Origin of the sequence: Bacillus cereus group sp. MYBK139-1 (assembly GCF_051916915.1) — a bacterium.
Lineage (GTDB): Bacteria > Bacillota > Bacilli > Bacillales > Bacillaceae_G > Bacillus_A > Bacillus_A pacificus.
Map to the genome: position 1 here is coordinate 813009 of NZ_JBQAHO010000001.1, position 18589 is coordinate 831597.

Here is an 18589-nt window from a genome sequence, read left to right on the forward strand (position 1 = left end):
CAGAAGATTTTAATATTTAAAACAAAAGATAGATAATATTATTATGTAAACTATTGTGTTGACAGGAAAATATAATAATCAATAGAACATATAGAAGAGTGTAATTAAATATTTTGAATGATGGGAGATTATTATGGAAATTTTACAATCAATAACACAAGCTGTTATAAGTGGTAATAAGGAAAAAGTGGTGGAGTTTATAAAGACGAATCCAAGTGCAGTTAATGAATTTAGTGAAGATGGGTGGACGCTACTTCATTTAGCGGCTTATTTTGGACAAAAAAAGCTAGCGAGTTTTCTTTTAGAAAGTGGTGCAGATATACATATTAGAGCAAAGAACGAAAACGAAAATACACCTTTACAAGCGGCAATAGCGAATAAGCAAATTGAACTTGTTGCTTTCTTAATTGAAAAAGGAGCAGATGTAAATGTTATACAAAGTGGTGGTTGGACGGGTCTCCACGAAGCAGCATTATTAGGGAATGAAGAAATTATTGTATTGCTTCTTAAAAATGGAGCTAATAAGATGATTGAGAAAAATGATGGAAAAACAGCCTATGATATTGCATTAGAAAAAGGACATGAGCACCTTTTACATTATTTGCACCAGGAAGTGAACATATGATGAATAAATGGAGTGTAGGTATATTTTTATTTGATGATGTAGAAGTGTTAGACTTTGCAGGGCCATTTGAAGTTTTTTCTGTAACCGAAGCGGATGAAGAAAAACCATTTACTGTTTATACAGTTAGTCAAAATGGAGAAATGATTACAGCAAGAAACGGATTAAAGGTACAGCCGGATTATAGTATTGAAGATTTACCACCAGTTGATATTTTACTTATTTCAGGTGGTAAAGGTGTTCGGGAAAATGAAGTGAAAAATGATATTATAATCAATTGGGTTCGTCAGCAAATGAAAGAAGTAAAGCTAATGACTTCAGTTTGTACTGGAGCGTTATTACTCGCGAAAGCTGGTTTACTGGAAGGGTTAAAAGCAACAACACATTGGGCTAGTATTCAAACTTTCAAAAAAGATTTTCCGAATGTAGAAGTAATGGAGAATGTGAAATTTGTAGATGAAGGGCACATTATTACATCGGCAGGGATTTCAGCAGGTATTAACATGTCATTTCATATTGTGAAAAATTTGTTAGGTGTGGAGGTTGCTGAGGATACGGCAAAAAGTATGGAATATGATATTGATTTACAAAATTAAAAAAGCCCAAATTGGGCTTTTTTCTTATTTTAAGTGTATATAGGTATGATCTATGCTCTAAGCTTAAGCTCTTAAATAGTCATTTTGGTTTTATCAAATGTACGACAATGCATTTCTTTTCTCCTTGTAATCATGTTAAAACAAGGAGAAATTTGTATGTAAAAAAACTCTTCTACAATAGTAGAAAAAGAATAACAGAAACTACTATTTTATGGCAGTATACATAAAAAAATGCAACAAAAATATAGAAATGTCGTCGAATGCTATCTTTAATTGGTTAATTAGTGAGATATTTTTGTGAAGGAGCTTATTTTATAAGAATAGAATTAAAGTTAATAAGAAATCATGTCGATGGTAGTGAAAATATATGTGTTAGGGGGATTTCAAAATGAGGAAACTCAAGCGAATAAATGTTCCTAATATACAAGAACAACTATCACAGTCTAATGAGAATCGAGCAATTAATAAGAAAAAACTAAGGCGATTTATATTCATGTTTATATTTATTGCGGCGGCTACTTTGTACGTTCAATTTATTTTAACGAAACAACAAGAAATAATTGTAGAAAAAAAAGATACAATAACGAACCAAAAAAAACAATTGGTTTCTTTAAAGAAAGATGAGGCTTCTTTAAAGACTAACATAGAAAATTTAACAGACGATGAAGAAGAAATTTTAAATTTTGCGAGAAAAGAATATCAATTTTCTAAATCAAATGAAACTATATTTATGTTGCCGAAGTAGTGTAATAGAACAGTTAGCAATAGCTAGCTGTTTTTTCATGTATGAATGTCATGGTACAAGAAACAATTACATATTGTAAAAATGAAGAGCTCGAGCTGTTTTTGTATTTATGGAATATATACGAAAATAAATATTGTTAAAATTCTGTCAATTGTATTATAATACAAGGTAAGCGGATACATTTTTTAATCTATGTTGAGTTTATCACTCATACGACTATTAAAAAAACCGTTATCCCGTATTAGAAAGGAAGAGAGCTGTGTACGATTCAAATACAATTTATGTCGTAGGGGATGCGAAAGCACCTCAAAATAATCCCATTACCGAAAAGTTTAAAAGCTATTTTGTAGCGTTTGTACTTGTTAAGGAGACTGGGGAAATTGTAGATGCAGATTGCTCAGCGACAATTGCATTAACATCTCAATTTGTTAAATATTTATTTCTACATAAAAATATTAATGACCCAGAATTAGTAACGGAAATAAAAGATCGTTATTTCGGTTCGTCTCAAAAAGCACTACTTGTAGCATTAAAAGATGCACAGAAAAAATATAATCAAATCGCTGCTTTGTCTACACATTCCTAGACAAAATCCAGCCGTAAGAATCTTCTTATGGCTGGATTTTTTTATTTCCCACTAACCTTCTACATGAAAAGTAGGCAAAAGAGGAGATGTATTGCTCCAAAATCATTGAGAATTAAGGTTCCATTTTGCCAGACAATGAAAGGATGAACAAAATGAAAATTACTGATGTAAAAGTAAATCGTAGACGTGTAAATCTGCATACACCGTTTAAAACGGCGCTTCGTACTGTAACCGAAATAGAAAGTATAGACGTATATATTCATACAGATGAAGGAATTATTGGCAAGGGTGCTGCAGCTGCAACACCAGTTATTACGGGGGATTTCGCTAGTGGGATTGAAGAAGCAATTTTAGGGCCGATGCGTTCAAGTTTAATTGGTCAAGATATTATTCAGTTTCAGCAGTTACTACAGCACATTCAAATGAGTTGTATTGGAAATCCAAGTGCAAAAGCGGCGGTAGATATCGCTTTATATGATGTGTATTGTCAATATCATAACGTTCCACTTTACGCATTATTAGGTGGAAAAAAAGAAATTCACACAGATATTACTGTAAGTGTAGATGAACCGTTCATTATGGCGAAAGAGGCAAAGCAACATGTAGAAAAAGGATTTCAAACTTTGAAAATTAAAGTGGGGAAATCTGCCCCTTTAGATTTAGAACGTATTGAAGCGATTCGAAATAGCATACCAAAAAATACGACGTTACGATTAGATGCAAATCAAGGGTGGAATCCAAAAGAGGCAGTTTCTATCATTAAAGAGATGGAAAATCGTAATTTAAATATTGAATTTATTGAACAACCTGTTCATGCGAAAGATTGGGATGGTTTAAAGTACGTCAAAGATCATGTACAAACGCCTATTATGGCAGATGAAAGCATATTTTCAGCGGGTGATGCATTGAAAATCGTTCAAGGAGGATATGCAGACTTGCTTAATATTAAATTAATGAAATGCGGTGGTATACGTGAAGCTTGGCGTATTGCCGATATCGCTGAAACAGCTGGTGTAAAATGTATGGTCGGAAGTATGATGGAATCCTCACTTTCTGTTAGTGCTGTAGCCCATTTAGCAGCTGCCCATCCTAATATTCATTACTTCGATCTCGATGCACCGCTTTGGTTAATGGAAGAACCAGAAGGAATGACTTATTCTGGGTCAAAGGTAAACCTTCAATCGACAGTGAATAGTAAATCTTAGGAGAAAAGACTAGTAAACTATCTTTTAAGGGGGATATGTATGAAAAAAGTAGGAACTGCATTTTTAACAACTTTATTTATATTTTCATCGTTTACATCAGCACATGCTGAAGAGAAGAAAGATAGTACGGCGTTTATCGATGTGTCTGCCGCAACACTTTGGACTGCACCTGATTCATTACGGCCAATTGATGTACCAAGCGCTACAAATCCAGTTGATTTGTGGAAGTGGACGAAATCGATGACGCTTGATGAAAAACTTTGGTTAACAAATGCAAATAAATTAGAAACGCAAGCGCTATTAGGTCAAGAAGTAACGGTTGTTGATAAAAAAGGGGACTGGGTGAAAGTGTTAGTCCATGGTCAGCCAACACCACGAAATGAGGAAGGTTACCCAGGGTGGATGCCTGAAAAACAGTTAACATATAATCAAGAATTTGCAGATAAAACAAATGAACCTTTCGTATTAGTAACGAAACCGACAGCAATTTTATATATAAATCCTTCTGAAAAACATAAATCGCTTGAAGTGAGCTATAATACGCGACTGCCGCTACTAAGTGAAGATACAATTTCATATCGCGTGTTGTTACCAAATGGACAGAAAGCTTGGCTACGAAAAAATGATGGAACGGTTTATCGTTCTCAAAATGATATTCCAACTCCGGCAGCCGATGATTTAATAAACACAGGGAAAATGTTTTTAGGATTACCGTATATATGGGCTGGTACAAGTGGCTTCGGATTTGATTGCTCTGGATTTACACATACAATTTATAAATCGCACGGTATTACCATTCCGCGAGATTCTGGACCGCAATCGAGAAATGGAGTTGCAGTTGATAAAGAACATTTACAAAAAGGAGATTTAATTTTCTTCGCACATGATCAAGGGAAAGGTAGTGTTCATCACGTTGCTATGTATATTGGTGACGGAAATATGATTCACTCACCAAGAGCTGAAAGATCGGTAGAGATTATACCACTAAATACACCAGGATATATAGAAGAATACGCTGGTGCTCGTCGTTACTTACCTTAAAAAATAGAGGGAGGTTTTCAAATGAAAAAAGTTGTTCGTTACTCATTAGTTAGTACTCTATTAGTTTCTTCAATTTTAGTTGGCTGCGCAAAAGAAAAAACAGCGACAAAGCCGAAAGATGAGAAAAAAGTATTACAGTTACTAGAAACGGGTGAAATTCCGTCATTAAATTCAGGGAAAGTAACAGATGCAGTATCATTTAACGTTTTAAATAACGTAATGGAAGGATTATTCCGCTTATCGAAAAATGATGAAGTGATTGAAGCTGGAGCACAAAAATATGAAGTGAGCAAAGATGGAAAAACATATACATTCCACTTACGTGATGCGAAATGGTCTAACGGAGATCCAGTAACAGCGCAAGATTACGTATATGCTTGGAAGCAGCTTATTAATCCGGATACTGCTTCTCAATATGCATACATTGCATACGATGTGAAAAATGCGGAGAAAATAAATAAGAAACAGCTAGGGATAGAGGAATTAGGAGTGAAAGCGAAGGATGATAAAACGTTCGTTGTAGAGTTAGAACATCCTGTACCGTATTTTACAAAATTACTTATTTTACCATCATTCTATCCGATTAACGAAAAATATGCGAAAGAACAAGGTGATAAATACGGATTAGAAGCAAATAAAGCGGTATATAATGGGCCTTTTACACTATCTGATTGGAAGCATGAAGCGAGCTTTACAATGAAGAAAAACGATAAGTATTGGGATAAAAAAGAAGTGAAGTTAGATGAAGTAAACTATCAAATTGTTAAAGAAATTTCAACTGCGGTAAATTTATATGAAACAGATAAAGTTGATAGAGCCGTCATTTCAACTGAATTCGTAGATAAATATAAAAATAATAAAGAGCTTAAACAATATACAGATCCAGTTATGTACTTCTTCCGATTTAATGAAAATGTGCCGATTCTTAAAAATAAAAATGCACGTCTTGCGCTTAGTACAGTGTTTGATAAGAAAGGACTTGCGACTTCATTTTTAAATGATGGATCGGTTGCTGCAAACTATTACGTGCCAAAAGGATTTTTAAAAGGTCCAGATAAGAAAGATTTTAGAAGTACGGCAGGTGAGTTTAATAAAACGGATGTGAAACAGGCGAAAGAATATTGGGAAAAGGCGAAGCAAGAGACTGGTACAAATGAAGTAACGCTTGAGTTATTAAACTACGATTTAGAAAACTTTAAGAAAGTAGGAGAATACATTAAAGAACAGCTAGAGAAAAACTTACCAGGTTTAAAGGTAAATGTAAAATTACAGCCACATACGCAAAAGCTGGCGCTAGAGAAAAAGAAAGAATATGAAATGTCATTATCACGTTGGCTGCCAGATTATCCAGATCCAATGACATATTTAGAAGTATTCCTTTCTGGAAGCAGTGTGAACAATACTGAATATGCAAATCCAGAATATGATGCGTTAATTAAGAAGATTAAAGCAGAATTAGGTAATGATGAAAAAACTCGTTGGAAAGCATTGCAAGATGCTGAAAAGATGTTGCTGGATGATGCGGTAATTGCGCCAGTATTTCAGCGTGGATTATCTTACTTACAAAAGCCGTATGTGAAAGATTTATACGTACATCAATTTGGACCAGCAACAAGTTTAAAGTGGGCAGATGTACAAAAATAAAGGATGAGAAAACAGACTCCACGTGTGGTGGTCTGTTTTTCTTATGTAAAGTTATATAAATTGCTCGCGATATAATCTACTTGATTCGAAATATTGGGGGAATGGATATGCGTCAGGAGTAGCAAAAAAATCCATTTAATATGCAATAGAGCTTATGTGAGTAAAAAGAATAATTGGTAAGATGATAATCGTAAATGAGGATCGATTTCAATACATTGAAGTTAACGTAAAGGGAATAAGTTGATAACAAAATAGATGTGGTGTAAAATTACACTAAATAAAACAAAAGTTACTTATGGAGGTTAAGGAATTGAATAAAGAGCTCACAATCGAACTCATATCAACAAAAGTAAAGTTAATTCGTACGGAGAAAGGATACACACAGGATAAAATGGCTGAAGTTCTTGGTATTTCAAAAAAAACACTCGTTCAAATTGAGAAGGGACGAACAAATGCAGGGTGGACCAATACCGTAGCAATTTGTGCATTGTTTAGGGATAGCGAGGTTTTACAGTCTAGTCTAGGAGATGATCCATTAGTAGTCATTGCAACTTTAGCACATAAAAATATGAACAATACCAAACAGAAAACACTAGGAGGAAAAGTCTGGTGGAAACAGATTCAAGAAAAAGGGAACTTTCGTTTACAACAAAATCTAATTAGTCAGCATTATCGTATTTTAGATAAACAAGATTATCGTTTGTTTAACTCGTTTGATTTAGAAGAAGCACTCGGTCATCTTGAAAAATTAGTAGCAGATTCAGAAAATCAATAGACTACAATGACCAAAAAATAGGAGGAACTTACATATGCTCATCTTAAGTCTTCTTTGGATACTATACACACCTTATCTCGTATTATGCGGATTTGCGGGTGGGATTTATTTAATAATAACAGGGGTCAAATATCATAAATTACTCGTGAGTATTATGGGATTACTCAGTGTTTCCTTTGTCGTACTGCCTTATATTTTTTGGGGGCTGGGCGTTGAGGGTAGTCAATATCTTGACGTCCCAGCCGAGTTATATTGGATCCTATTTTCTTTAACTGGGCTACTATCAGGACTTATAGGTTTACAGTCAAAAATTAAAGGCATACGCAATATGGGATTTATTATTTTTACTAGTGGAATAATTGGAGTCTTTTTCTATTATTTAATGTCCGTACCTGATTCTATGTATATCAGATAGTTTTTTCCAAATTCGGCTTATCTACTACATATGATACTGAATTTGAAAGAATAGTAATAAAAAGGAGATGCTATAGCGTCTCTTTCCAACCACTTGGACACTTGTCTAAGTGGTTTATTTTTTATCTTATTTTGAATTTAATATAACACCTGATGGATTATGGACATTTCATATATTTTTTCATGTCTTAAAAATAAAATTATTAGTAAATTTGCAGTGTGAAATTTATGTAGAATCTTGTATAATTAACGTGTTTCTATGGAAACATTTTCTTGTGCTATTATGTAGGGCTTAATAGAACAAGGAAAGAAATGCATACATGTATATGATAGATAAATAGAATGGAACATGTATAGAGAAAAAGGAGAGAAATGATGACGTGTCAAAGACAAGGGTTACAATTTAATCGTGAGAGAAAGAGGAAGAGACGATGAAAATGAAGCATGCTTTTGGTCCGATAATTTTAGCGTGTGTGCTTTTTTTCATTATCATACTCATCCCATCGAAAAGTTTAGTATCACTTATTAGTGATAAGAAGGTAGAAGATGCGGCAACTTCCTTGCAAAAAGAAAAATTACAAAGTGTATTCTTGCAACAGAAAATGTTAGAGAATTCGCAGTATTTACCGATGTACGGTTCATCTGAATTTTTACGAATGGATGCATATCATCCATCTAATTACTTCAAAGTGAATCCTGCAGGTTTTACGCCATATTTAATCGGAATTGGCGGTACACAAAGTTTAGCTCATATATTAAATATGACGTCTACTATGGATAAGTTAGAAGGTAAAAAAGTAGTCTTTGTTTTATCGCCACAATGGTTTACAAAGACTGGGGTTTCCCAAGGGGATTTTACGAACAATTTCTCCAAACAACAAGCATATCATTTTATTTTTAATGATAAAATAAATGTAGAAATGAAGAAGCAAATTGCGAAACGACTATTAGATTATAAAGTTGTTCAAGAAGATGATATATTAAAAAATTCCTTAGAAGGTATTGTATATAATGATACGAAACATAACGTAAAAGCGGGCTTAGTTAAACCACTTGCTTATATGCATCGAAATATTTTAGATCATAGAGATTTATTTAACTCCATATTTAAGATTGAGCCGATGAAAGAAAAAACAAATGTGGGACTACGTTCAATTTCTTGGGTAGATGCACGTAAACATGCGGAAGAAGAAGGGAAAGCGGAATCTACTACAAACACATTCGGAATTGAAAATCCGTATTACTATAAACATAATTTAAAGAAAAAATTAAAAGGTTTAAAAAACTTTAGAGCAAATGAATCGTATGAAGAATCACCAGAATATGATGACTTACAAATTGTTTTAAATATTTTTAAAGAGAAAAATGTCAAGCCGCTCTTTATTTCTGTACCTGTAAACGGACCGTGGTATGATTATGCTGGCTTCCCTAAAGAACGCCGCGAAGTGTATTATAAAAAAGTTCGGGAACAAGTTGAGAAAGCAGGGTATCCAGTAGTCGATTTCTCTGGCCATGAATATGATAAGTATTTCTTAAAAGATACAATTCATTTAGGGTGGAAAGGCTGGATTTACTTTGATGAAGCAGTGCAAAACTTTTATACTGAGAAATAAGTGTGGAGAAAAAGGAACGGCTATAAGCTGTTCTTTTTTAGTATAGAGTATTTTGATGTGGGCAATTCGGAAAGGCGTGTATATCTTGAATTTGTCTAAAATCATAATGTTTCATTGCGAACTGCGCTTGATAAAGGTATTCATATACATACAATTGACCATCATGTGCTGAACATAATACACCAGAGGTTCCTTGCCCATTAATGAAGGAAATACCGATAGGGCGTCCGATTAAGTATTGTATTTTTTGTTGCCAATGCATAGGGGGCATCACTCCTTTTTGAGATAATATACGAAATGAATGAGTGAATTGTAGCTTATCCACATAAGTATGAAGGCTTTTTATACAATTTCTAGAAGATATTAATATGAATGAATTATAAGTGCGAGAAAGGGTTGAATAATGAAAAAAGAGAATGTTTTGGAAGAAAAATTAAATTTAATAGAATGGTGTCAAACATTGAAGGGATTAAGTGATGATATGTGGCTTCGATCATTTAAAAATGGTTCGTGGGGAATTGCAGATGTGATTTCACATTTTATCGTTTGGGATACGTTTTTAATAAAGCATAGAATTCCATACTTTATAAGTGGACAATCTGTACCAAATGTTCCAATAGATGTTGAGGAAATGAATAAGGGAGCAATAAAATATGCGAGATCTGGTATTTCAAAAAAAGAAATATTAGATCAATTTAGTGTTACTCGTAAAAAATTAATAGATCAAATTGAGCGAATTCCAACCCAATATTTTTATAATGACTATCAATTTGGTACTAAAAAAGTGAGGCTAAACCATTATTTTTTCTCACTCATTCAGCATGACTTAAAGCATAAAGAAGAAATAATACAATTTTTAATACAAAATCAAGCCTATAATAAAAACCGCTAACATTCGTAATGAATGTATAGCGGTTTTTATATATTTTTTTATGCAAGATTTTTACGCTTTTTTGTCCATTTTTTTATAACGAAGTATAAAAGAATAAGTATGACGCCACCAATTGCGAATGATTTCACATATGGTCCAGCAACATCGTTAATATTTTCCCAATTCTCACCTAGTTTTTCACCTAAATAAATGAAAATGATAGACCAAGGGATGATTGCAAGTGCTGTTAACGTAGTGAAACGTAGGAATGACATTTTTGTAATACCAGCAGGAATTGAAATCGCATGGCGCACTACTGGAATGAAGCGTGCTGTAAAAATGACGCCAGTTCCGTAACGATTAAACCAATCTTCTGCAGCATCTATATGTTTTTTATGAATGAAAATATATTTTCCGTATCGTTCTAATATAGGTCGTCCACCGTATCGTCCAATCCAATAAATAAAGATTTGGGCAATAACACCGCCAATTGTACCAAATACAATTGCGCCTAAAAATGAGATACTACCATTGAATACTAAGTATCCCGCATAAGCAAGGACAATCTCACTTGGGATAATCTCAATCATAAGTCCAAGCATAATGCCCCAATAACCTAATCCTTCAAAAAACGTTAATACTGAATGAATAAAACTACTTACCATTGTTGCACCTTCTAGTTTATGTATTTTTGAATATATGCCCCTTTATTTAACTACATAAAAGGTTCACTATATGTAGATTATACCTTATTTGTATAGGGGATTGCTATTTCAATTCTTTTATGTCCTTTATAAGTATTATAGTAAAGCATATAAGTTCAATTTTCATGAAGAGATAATGAAAAGTTTATTAAAAATTTCTCATATATTAATTAAAGTAAACTGAAAATTAAGTATGATTTTACGAGTCTTTAATTTATAAAAATAGGAGGAGAACGTATGTATATTACAGAGCCGATATATGGACCAATCTCTATTCGTGATAGAGATATCCCTCGATTGATAGATACAAAAGAGTTTCAAAGATTGGCGAATATTAAACAACAAGGACATACTTATTTTTTACATGAGAACGCCATACATACGAGGGAAGAACATTCGATAGGTGTATATGTGCTAGTAAATAAAGTGATAGAACATCTTACTGAGATTGGTGACATACATTTATCTAAATATGAACGAAAGCTAGTATCTACTATAGCCCTTCTACACGATGTTGGACGAGGATATTATAGAAAATCACCTTTTATTCGAGAGATAGTAAGGTTACCTACAAAAAAATGTGCGTATTCAATTTGAGTTGATTTAGAAATTCCCTTATCACCTAGACAGGTACTTCACTTTCGAATAACGAATTATAATGGTAATAAAATTTTTATAGAAAATTAACGTGATGAAGGTGAAAATATGAAAAAAACATTATTAGAAAAGTCCTCATATCTACATAAAGCAGAATTAGAACAATTACATAAAGCTATATTAGTTTCCGAGAAAGCGCATGAAGGACAATTTCGCGTTTCTGGTGAGCCGTATATTACTCATCCATTTGCAGTTACAGAAATTTTGTTAGATTGTAAGGCAGATATAATAACTTTAGTTGCAGCATTATTACATGATGTGGTGGAGGATACAGATTATACAATCGAGTATATACGTGATATATTCGGTAAAAAAGTGGCTGATATTGTAGAAGGGTTAACTAAAATTGATAAAAAACAAACCCCTAATAAAGAAGAGTATGAAGCAGTGAATTTAAAGAAATTATTGTTAGCTACGCAAGGAGATATAAGAGTAGCTATTATAAAAGTGATAGATCGTCTACATAACATGAGAACTTTACAGGTGAAAGCTGTAAAGAAACAAGTTCCTTATGCAAATGAAACACTCAAAATTTTCGCTCCGATTTGTAAAAGACTAGGGCTATTACATATTCAACACGAGTTAGAAGATTTAGGTTTTTATTACCTTAACCATTCTAAATATAAGGGAATGAAAATTCTTTTACAAAATTATGTTAAGTTATTAGAAGGTTTGTCTCAAAATATCATGCAAGATATAAATAATTTTCTAAATCCATCTTTAATATTTGAAGTTAACTATGAAGTAAGCCCTATTTATACAGCCTATTCTCGTCTCCAAGATATTCAAGACATTACAGCGGTGTCAAAAATAATTATCACGGCCTCAAATAATTTAGACTGTTATAAAATATTAGGAGTTATACATCAACTATACCAACCAATTCCATATCAATTTGAAGATAATATAGCAATTGAAAGTGATGTGTTAAACAAATACTTAAAGACCAAAGTGGTAATCGATAACCATGAAATAGTGATATGGATTGAAACAAAAATAAATCAGGAGAGACGATATAAAGGGGTATTTCATATTCTTACAAAAAGTATAACTGATAAGGATATGCAAAATATAATTCATAAATTGATGGATCATTTTATTAAGACAAATGATCTAGTAACTCAAGATGCGATTGAATTTTATGATTTAGTTTCATATGAACTATTTCAAGATAACATTGTAGCATTTACTCCTAAGTTAGATTCCGTGAACTTACCGCAAGGTTCAACTGTAATTGATTTTGCTTTCGCATTAAACCCTGAGATTGCTAAATATATGTCAGGTGCTAAAGTTAATGGTATAAATAAACCGATAACAACGAATGTTTCACATTTAGATATCGTTGAACTTTTGGTAACTGAAAACATTAGTAATGTGAGACAGGATTGGTTAAGTTTTGCTAATAGCTCAAAAGCTCAAATCGAAATTTATAAAGAGTTACGAAGATGAAGGCGTTAAATCTATCGCGAAAAGTTGTTCGAAATATAATAGGCGATTATGGTTTTTATAATTAATACCTAGAGAAATAAGCATCAACCTGTTCTAAGTATGTAACAGGTTGATGCTTGTTTTCGTTATAAAAAAATAGAAGCATTTCTGCTCCTATTTTTTACGGCTTCACATCTAAGTTCTGTAAAAATAAAGTTGCTGTTACGTAACGTTTCGCTAACATTTGTACATAAGCGGTATGTACAGAAAGTGTGGCGATAATAATGGCGTTACGGATTGCTTCGCGTTGCTCGTTATTAACCTGATCGAACTTGCTTGCAATTTTATCAGCTCTTTCTTTTACGATGTTTTCAATTGTATGGATTGTATCTGTTGCATTTAATTGTAAGCAATTCCCTTGATTGAGTTCTTCAAATAGAGAAGAGTATGCTCCATATAAATGAACAGGATTGATTAAGTCATCACTTCGATCGGCTGGATCATTTACGATAAGGCGTAATAGCTTACGAATGGATTCAAAATCAAGTGCTGTTTTTAAATCTTCAACAATGAATAGTAAGGCTGCTTGTTCAATTGAATATTTTTTTCCTTTTTGAGGAGAGCCAATCATTTCTTTTATATCTCGTTTCACCCAGTTTTGCATAGCAGTTACAGAGAAACTTGTGTTTTCAATCTGATTGCCAAGCGCGACTATTTCATTTAAAGAGAAACCGACGTCTGTATCGTCAATTTTTATCAGTTTTTCAAAAATAGGTGAAAGTGCGGTAGTAATAAAAGCAGTTACGCTTTGTCCGCTTTCAATATCTTTTTTATGTGACTTTGCCCAAGCTTCTTGTAAAATACCGAGAGGCTTTTTCGTATTCCATCCTCTTAATGATAGAAGAAGGGTAGCCATTTCGTTTCGTGTGAGATGAAATGTTTCCATCTTTTCACCTCCATAAATAATAAAAAGTTCTTATGAACCTATAATATGTTTTGTTTCATTTAAAGTCAATTCTGTTTTGCTTAATTTTTCCTTTGTCACCAAACTGTCGGAAGTAAATAACACTTGCATATTTCGACAAAAGTTCATATAATAAGTTCATAAGAACCTTTAAAATGTTTTTAAAAATAAATCTATCATTCTGAATTTACTAGAAAGGTAGATTTCACATATATCTATATAAAAGGAGAATGGATATAATATGTTGAAAAAACTTGTAGCAGTCATGACAGCATTCATGGTTATCTTTGGAGCTAGTAGCTTCATGTTTGTAGATCACGCAGCAGCGAAGAGTTACAAATCTGGTAAAAAGTCATTTACACCAAGTTCAGGTCAAAAATCAAAAGTTGATTTAAACAAAAAAGACTCAAATGTAAATTCTCAAAAAACGACTCCAGATTCAAAAACAAAAGCAACAAATACAGCACCAAAAAGTAATAAAGGAAGCTTTATGAAAGGTTTATTACTAGGTGGTCTTGGTGGTTTACTAATGGGTAGCTTATTTGCAAATATGGGAGCTCTTGGTTCTGTATTAGCGTTTATGGTAAATATGTTAGTAATGGCTGGTATCGTAATGTTAGCAATTCGTGCATTTAAATACTTCAAAGATCAACGTAAGAAAAAGGAAGATGAAGTAGCATGGAAACGATAAAAATTTCTGAACAAGAACTGATCAATGCCCTTTGCGTATATATCGCTGAAAAAAGACAAGTTGGTCCAGAAGAAGTTTTAGTTGAACTTATGTACGACGATGACTATGGTTTCTCTGCTGAAGTAGAGGTAAATGGTCGCCAGCAAATTTTAATTCAAGCGAACTTAATCGAAGCACTACGCTTATTACTTGACAGAGAATATAACGTCAATTCATTTGCGGCAAGATTACAACTTGAATTGGATGATGAAGAGGGCATTTACGCGTTAGCGAAATTTAATAACTCAGATGAGTAGCGAAAAGAGCTGTTGAGAGTATTCTCAACAGCTCTTTTTAGTATGTGCAAATGCAAGGGAATAATCACGCCAAATTTCATTCATTTTCCGTCTACCGACATCAACACCCTGGTTAAATTGAATGGCAGCTTGTTGACGTACGGCATGTACATGTTGGATTGCTTGTTGCAATTGTTGTTCCACCGAAGGGGATTTTTTATTTGCTTGTTTTACGATTGAATATCCAGCAACAGTTCCTTGTGCCATAGCAATCTTCCCGCTTTCAATGCCAGTTATATTACCGGCTACAAATAAACCAGGAAGAGGGGTTACCATTGTTTCAGAATGGAGAGGAACGTGCCCGCCTAATTCCGGAATGTAATGGAAAGGACAGCCAGCTACAGCAGCTAGCTCAGCAAGAGGGTATAAGCCACCTGCAATACAAACGAAATCTGCCTCATATATTTGTTCCGATCCAGTGATGATGTTTCCTTTTGTATCAATATTAGCGATGCGTACACCTTCAACTTGATCTGTACCGATAATTTCAAGAGCTGCTTTTCGAAGGTGAAGAGGTGTGCCATTTATTTTCATACCGTTATTTGGATAGAAATTTAATCCAGCTTTTTTAGCCCAGTTATATTTCATGAAGCGACTACCTACACGTAATAAAGGTGACGGGGCAAGGTGTGCAGCGTGTAAGAGAGAATTTAAAACTTCTTCTGGTTCACCAGCCTGTTGACTTAATTCACTTTTTTCAGGAAGTACGATATGTTCCACTTTAATTCCTGCCAATTGTAATTCATTCAAAATGGCAAATGACAATATGTTAGCACCAATAATGATTCCTTTTTTCCCAACTTGAACACGATGTACATTCGTCATAACTTGAGCTGCTCCAATTGACATCACCCCAGGAAGTGTCCAACCAGGAAGAGGGATAGAGTACTCCGCAGCGCCAGTAGCAAGTAAAACGAAAGGTGCTTCTAACGTACCGATATTCGTATGGACGAACCAAGAACTTTCATCTTTATCTAAATTATAGACGGAAATGCCACATCGAATATCAACTGAAAGAGATTGTGCTTCTTCGTGAAGGCGTTTTGATTCTTTTATCCCATTCCACCATTCTCCAGTAGGTTCTTGATGTAATTGTCCGAGCAATCTCCCGCCAGGCTTCATAAATTCATCAATAACAAGTACTTTTAGTCCAAAGCGTGCACAAGAGATAGAGGCTGATAAACCCGCGGGTCCAGCACCGATAATAATGACATCGTTCATCGCTTTTTCACCATCTCTCTCACGATATTTGGATGTTGTTTACCACTAATAACAACCATATCGTTTTCTACAACAGTTAAGCATGCTCGTACGTTTGCTTGATTGTTTACTGTGACGCGGCATTCAGAACAATGTCCAATATTACAGTAAATACCTCGTGGTGTCCCGCTATCTTCATGCACTCTTAATGTTCTTATTCCGTTCGCAAGTAAAGCAGCTGCAATCGTTTCATGTTCATATGCTTCATATTGTTGACCGTTAAATTGAAAAGTGATGCGATTACTATTATGTAAACTCCCTAAAATAGGGTGATGTGTAATTCTACTCATTTACTTTCACCTACCGATCCAAAAGTAACTGCTCGTACTGGTGGTTGGTATTTCAATGGAATATCATTTGTAGTTACGCCTGGATTTGCATTTTCAATCATTCGATCTATCATCATTCTACATGTGCGGCCACCGCAAAAACCCATGCCAGCACGTGTTCTTAGTTTTAATTCTCTTGCCGAGCATTTATAATCAGCAATTGTCGATTGAAGTTGACCGTATGTAACTTCTTCACATCGACAAACAATTAAGTGATCTTTATTCGTCATATGTATTCCTCCTCTAGTTCGATTTGCACAAATTATTTAATGCAAAAACTATGCCAATATAGAGGAGGGAAGGTTTATTGTAACCCAAGCTTTTTTAAACGATTATATAAGGTGGCTCTCGTAACACCAAGCTGTTTTGCGCATTCTAATTTATTCCCATTTAAAATGCGTAAAGCCCTCTCAATGACTTTTTTCTCATGTTCCTCCATCTCTTCTTGCAAAGAGAGGATTGTATGATTGTTGCTGAGTAATAAGGAATGAGCCGCATGATTATCTAAAGTTTCGGTTGTATGAAATGGTAAATATTCTTGCTTTATAATACCGTCAGTCGCAAATACGACAAGTCTTTCAATAACGTTACGGAGCTCGCGAATATTACCTGGCCAATTATAATGAAGCAGTTCATGCATAATGCTTGAAGGTAAGTCGCGAATGGGTCTGTTATAGTTGATTGAAAAATCGTTTAGGAAAGAATAGGTTAATTCAATAATATCTTCGCGTCTTTCGCGCAGCGGTGGAATATGCAAACTAACTACATTTAGGCGATAGTATAAATCTTCTCGGAACGTGCCTTTTCTCATTTCTTCTTGTAAATCACGATTGGTAGCAGCGATAATACGGAAGTCAATATGAATCTCTTTTTCTCCACCAACTCGGTAATATTTTCGTTCTTGTAGTACGCGCAAAAGCTTCACTTGCATATCTAGCGGCATTTCTCCTATTTCATCAAGAAATAATGTGCCGCCTTGGGCGAGCTCTATTTTACCTTTCTTACCTTTACTATTTGCACCAGAAAACGCCCCGCGCTCATACCCGAATAATTCGCTTTCAAATAACGCCTCTGGAATGGCACCACAGTTAATCGAAATAAAAGGGGCCTTCGCTGCCTCACTAGCTTCATGAATTGCTTTCGCAAATACTTCTTTTCCAACACCACTTTCACCGAGTATTAAAACGGTTGATTTCACCGAACAAACTTTTCTAGCTAATTGTATTGTTCTTTGTATAACGGGGCTCTTTCCATTCATCGCAAGAAAAGGATCTGATTCATCTTTATACTTTGCTACTTCTTGTTCTAAACGGTGCATTTCATGTGACATATTGAATAGTTTTTCATTTAATGCGACTTGATTTGTAACGTCAGTTTCTGAAACGACTGCTCCTATAATTTCACCGTTACAATAAACTGGATTTGAGTTAATTAATACGAACAAATCTGGACGAGGTTGATGGAACTGAGCGATTATACTTTTTCCGTCATGTAATGATTGCAAAATTTCCAAATCTTTATAGTCAAAAAAACGAGTGATAGGTTGCCCAATAATTTCATTATGCTTGACTGAAAAGATCTTTTCGGCGCCATCTGTCCAGGTGCAAACGCGTTCTTTATCATCGATGACTGTAACGGAAGAATCCGTTGTTTGTATTACGGTGTTATAAAAAGAATGGAGTTCATTGTATGACTTAACAAGAAACGGAATGATTTGCTGAGTCGTGATACAGCATAAAGGCTCTTTATTTTCGTTCATTATGATAACGACTATTTCATTAGAAAACGCGTCAATTAATGCGGTGAATGAGTCATCTTCATATATTACTGCACAGTTATATTCTTCTGCAGTAGAAGGGCGGTAATAATACTTTTCGTTAACTTGCTGGATGTGTTGCAAGCTGCATGTATGATCAATGGATAAAATTTTTAGAAATTCTTTTATTGTGGGAAATGAGAATGCCATATTGTCCTCCTGTTATGTATAAAAATTTTGACAGTGATAAAAAAATAATACACCTATTTACGATAAATTTAAAATATTTTTACAAATAAAAATATTTTTTGTGAAAAGTGTATATATGTACAGTTGGCACGTCAATTGCATAA

General features: G+C 34.0%; 21 protein-coding genes and 1 pseudogene. 15 read left to right on the plus strand and 7 right to left on the minus strand.

Annotated elements, in window-relative coordinates:
- Positions 1-133: 133 nt before the first annotated feature.
- The 10 genes from ACTFRS_RS04100 to dltD all read left to right on the plus strand — a co-directional run bounded on the left by ACTFRS_RS04100 (position 134) and on the right by dltD (position 9241).
- Positions 134-625 (plus strand): ankyrin repeat domain-containing protein, encoded by a 492-nt coding sequence (locus tag ACTFRS_RS04100; protein WP_139865861.1) that lies wholly within the window; start codon positions 134-136, stop codon positions 623-625.
- Complete coding sequence (locus ACTFRS_RS04105) at positions 622-1218, plus strand: DJ-1/PfpI family protein (RefSeq protein WP_440024189.1); 597 nt, start codon at positions 622-624, stop codon at positions 1216-1218. Before ACTFRS_RS04100 ends, ACTFRS_RS04105 begins: the two co-directional genes overlap by 4 nt.
- Before the next feature lie 388 nt (positions 1219-1606).
- Positions 1607-1963: an FtsB family cell division protein gene (locus ACTFRS_RS04110; protein ID WP_139865859.1), complete on the plus strand. Its 357-nt coding sequence runs from the start codon at positions 1607-1609 to the stop codon at positions 1961-1963.
- A gap of 259 nt (positions 1964-2222) precedes the next feature.
- The gene (locus tag ACTFRS_RS04115; RefSeq protein ID WP_139865858.1) at positions 2223-2549 is read left to right on the plus strand and encodes a DUF3870 domain-containing protein; all 327 of its coding nucleotides are present in this window, start codon (positions 2223-2225) and stop codon (positions 2547-2549) included.
- Positions 2550-2692: 143 nt separating this feature from the next.
- Complete coding sequence (locus ACTFRS_RS04120) at positions 2693-3754, plus strand: dipeptide epimerase (protein WP_139865857.1); 1062 nt, start codon at positions 2693-2695, stop codon at positions 3752-3754.
- A 39-nt stretch (positions 3755-3793) separates the two neighbouring features.
- The gene (locus ACTFRS_RS04125) at positions 3794-4795 is read left to right on the plus strand and encodes a C40 family peptidase (RefSeq protein WP_139865856.1); all 1002 of its coding nucleotides are present in this window, start codon (positions 3794-3796) and stop codon (positions 4793-4795) included.
- Positions 4796-4816: 21 nt separating this feature from the next.
- Entirely contained in the window at positions 4817-6439 is a 1623-nt protein-coding gene (locus ACTFRS_RS04130) for a peptide ABC transporter substrate-binding protein (protein ID WP_440024185.1), read from the plus strand.
- Between the two features lie 310 nt (positions 6440-6749).
- Positions 6750-7214, plus strand: coding sequence for a helix-turn-helix transcriptional regulator (locus ACTFRS_RS04135; RefSeq protein WP_242293349.1), 465 nt, complete (start codon positions 6750-6752; stop codon positions 7212-7214).
- A gap of 34 nt (positions 7215-7248) precedes the next feature.
- Positions 7249-7629 carry an ammonia permease gene (locus tag ACTFRS_RS04140; RefSeq protein WP_139865853.1) on the plus strand — a complete coding sequence of 127 codons (381 nt, stop codon included), beginning with the start codon at positions 7249-7251 and terminating at the stop codon, positions 7627-7629.
- A 430-nt stretch (positions 7630-8059) separates the two neighbouring features.
- Positions 8060-9241 carry a D-alanyl-lipoteichoic acid biosynthesis protein DltD gene (gene dltD / locus ACTFRS_RS04145; protein ID WP_139865852.1) on the plus strand — a complete coding sequence of 394 codons (1182 nt, stop codon included), beginning with the start codon at positions 8060-8062 and terminating at the stop codon, positions 9239-9241.
- Between the two features lie 37 nt (positions 9242-9278).
- Here dltD and ACTFRS_RS04150 read toward each other — a convergent pair whose 3' ends face one another.
- Positions 9279-9503 carry a hypothetical protein gene (locus ACTFRS_RS04150; RefSeq protein ID WP_000558704.1) on the minus strand — a complete coding sequence of 75 codons (225 nt, stop codon included), beginning with the start codon at positions 9501-9503 and terminating at the stop codon, positions 9279-9281.
- Positions 9504-9644: 141 nt separating this feature from the next.
- Between ACTFRS_RS04150 and ACTFRS_RS04155 the strand changes: the two genes are divergently transcribed.
- Complete coding sequence (locus ACTFRS_RS04155) at positions 9645-10133, plus strand: DinB family protein (RefSeq protein ID WP_440024182.1); 489 nt, start codon at positions 9645-9647, stop codon at positions 10131-10133.
- A gap of 38 nt (positions 10134-10171) precedes the next feature.
- Here ACTFRS_RS04155 and ACTFRS_RS04160 read toward each other — a convergent pair whose 3' ends face one another.
- The gene (locus tag ACTFRS_RS04160; protein WP_139865848.1) at positions 10172-10777 is read right to left on the minus strand and encodes a DedA family protein; all 606 of its coding nucleotides are present in this window, start codon (positions 10775-10777) and stop codon (positions 10172-10174) included.
- A 276-nt stretch (positions 10778-11053) separates the two neighbouring features.
- Here ACTFRS_RS04160 and ACTFRS_RS04165 point away from each other — a divergent pair.
- Positions 11054-11347 (plus strand): annotated as a pseudogene (locus tag ACTFRS_RS04165) (HD domain-containing protein); the annotation flags it as partial.
- Positions 11348-11521: 174 nt separating this feature from the next.
- Positions 11522-12922 carry an HD domain-containing protein gene (locus ACTFRS_RS04170; protein WP_440024180.1) on the plus strand — a complete coding sequence of 467 codons (1401 nt, stop codon included), beginning with the start codon at positions 11522-11524 and terminating at the stop codon, positions 12920-12922.
- 160 nt (positions 12923-13082) lie between these two features.
- On the opposite strand, the gene ACTFRS_RS04175 is transcribed toward ACTFRS_RS04170, so the two are convergent.
- Complete coding sequence (locus tag ACTFRS_RS04175) at positions 13083-13847, minus strand: DUF1836 domain-containing protein (protein ID WP_000447224.1); 765 nt, start codon at positions 13845-13847, stop codon at positions 13083-13085.
- 259 nt (positions 13848-14106) lie between these two features.
- Here ACTFRS_RS04175 and ACTFRS_RS04180 point away from each other — a divergent pair, with 259 nt between their 5' ends.
- Together ACTFRS_RS04180 and ACTFRS_RS04185 are read left to right on the plus strand one after the other, a co-directional pair.
- On the plus strand, positions 14107-14556 hold the full coding sequence (locus tag ACTFRS_RS04180; protein ID WP_000914477.1) for a hypothetical protein: 450 nt from the start codon (positions 14107-14109) through the stop codon (positions 14554-14556).
- Positions 14544-14852: a YxcD family protein gene (locus ACTFRS_RS04185; RefSeq protein WP_000447759.1), complete on the plus strand. Its 309-nt coding sequence runs from the start codon at positions 14544-14546 to the stop codon at positions 14850-14852. The genes ACTFRS_RS04180 and ACTFRS_RS04185 overlap by 13 nt, the downstream gene beginning before the upstream one ends.
- 24 nt (positions 14853-14876) lie before the next feature.
- Here ACTFRS_RS04185 and ACTFRS_RS04190 read toward each other — a convergent pair whose 3' ends face one another.
- The 4 genes from ACTFRS_RS04190 to ACTFRS_RS04205 form a co-directional block, all read right to left on the minus strand.
- A complete protein-coding gene (locus tag ACTFRS_RS04190) occupies positions 14877-16112 on the minus strand; it encodes an NAD(P)/FAD-dependent oxidoreductase (RefSeq protein WP_440024178.1) in 1236 nt (411 codons plus the stop codon).
- Positions 16109-16441: a (2Fe-2S)-binding protein gene (locus ACTFRS_RS04195; protein ID WP_242293353.1), complete on the minus strand. Its 333-nt coding sequence runs from the start codon at positions 16439-16441 to the stop codon at positions 16109-16111. The genes ACTFRS_RS04190 and ACTFRS_RS04195 overlap by 4 nt, the downstream gene beginning before the upstream one ends.
- Complete coding sequence (locus tag ACTFRS_RS04200; protein WP_016717714.1) at positions 16438-16710, minus strand: (2Fe-2S)-binding protein; 273 nt, start codon at positions 16708-16710, stop codon at positions 16438-16440. Before ACTFRS_RS04200 ends, ACTFRS_RS04195 begins: the two co-directional genes overlap by 4 nt.
- Before the next feature lie 74 nt (positions 16711-16784).
- A complete protein-coding gene (locus ACTFRS_RS04205) occupies positions 16785-18446 on the minus strand; it encodes a sigma-54 interaction domain-containing protein (protein ID WP_440024176.1) in 1662 nt (553 codons plus the stop codon).
- Positions 18447-18589: the final 143 nt, after the last annotated feature.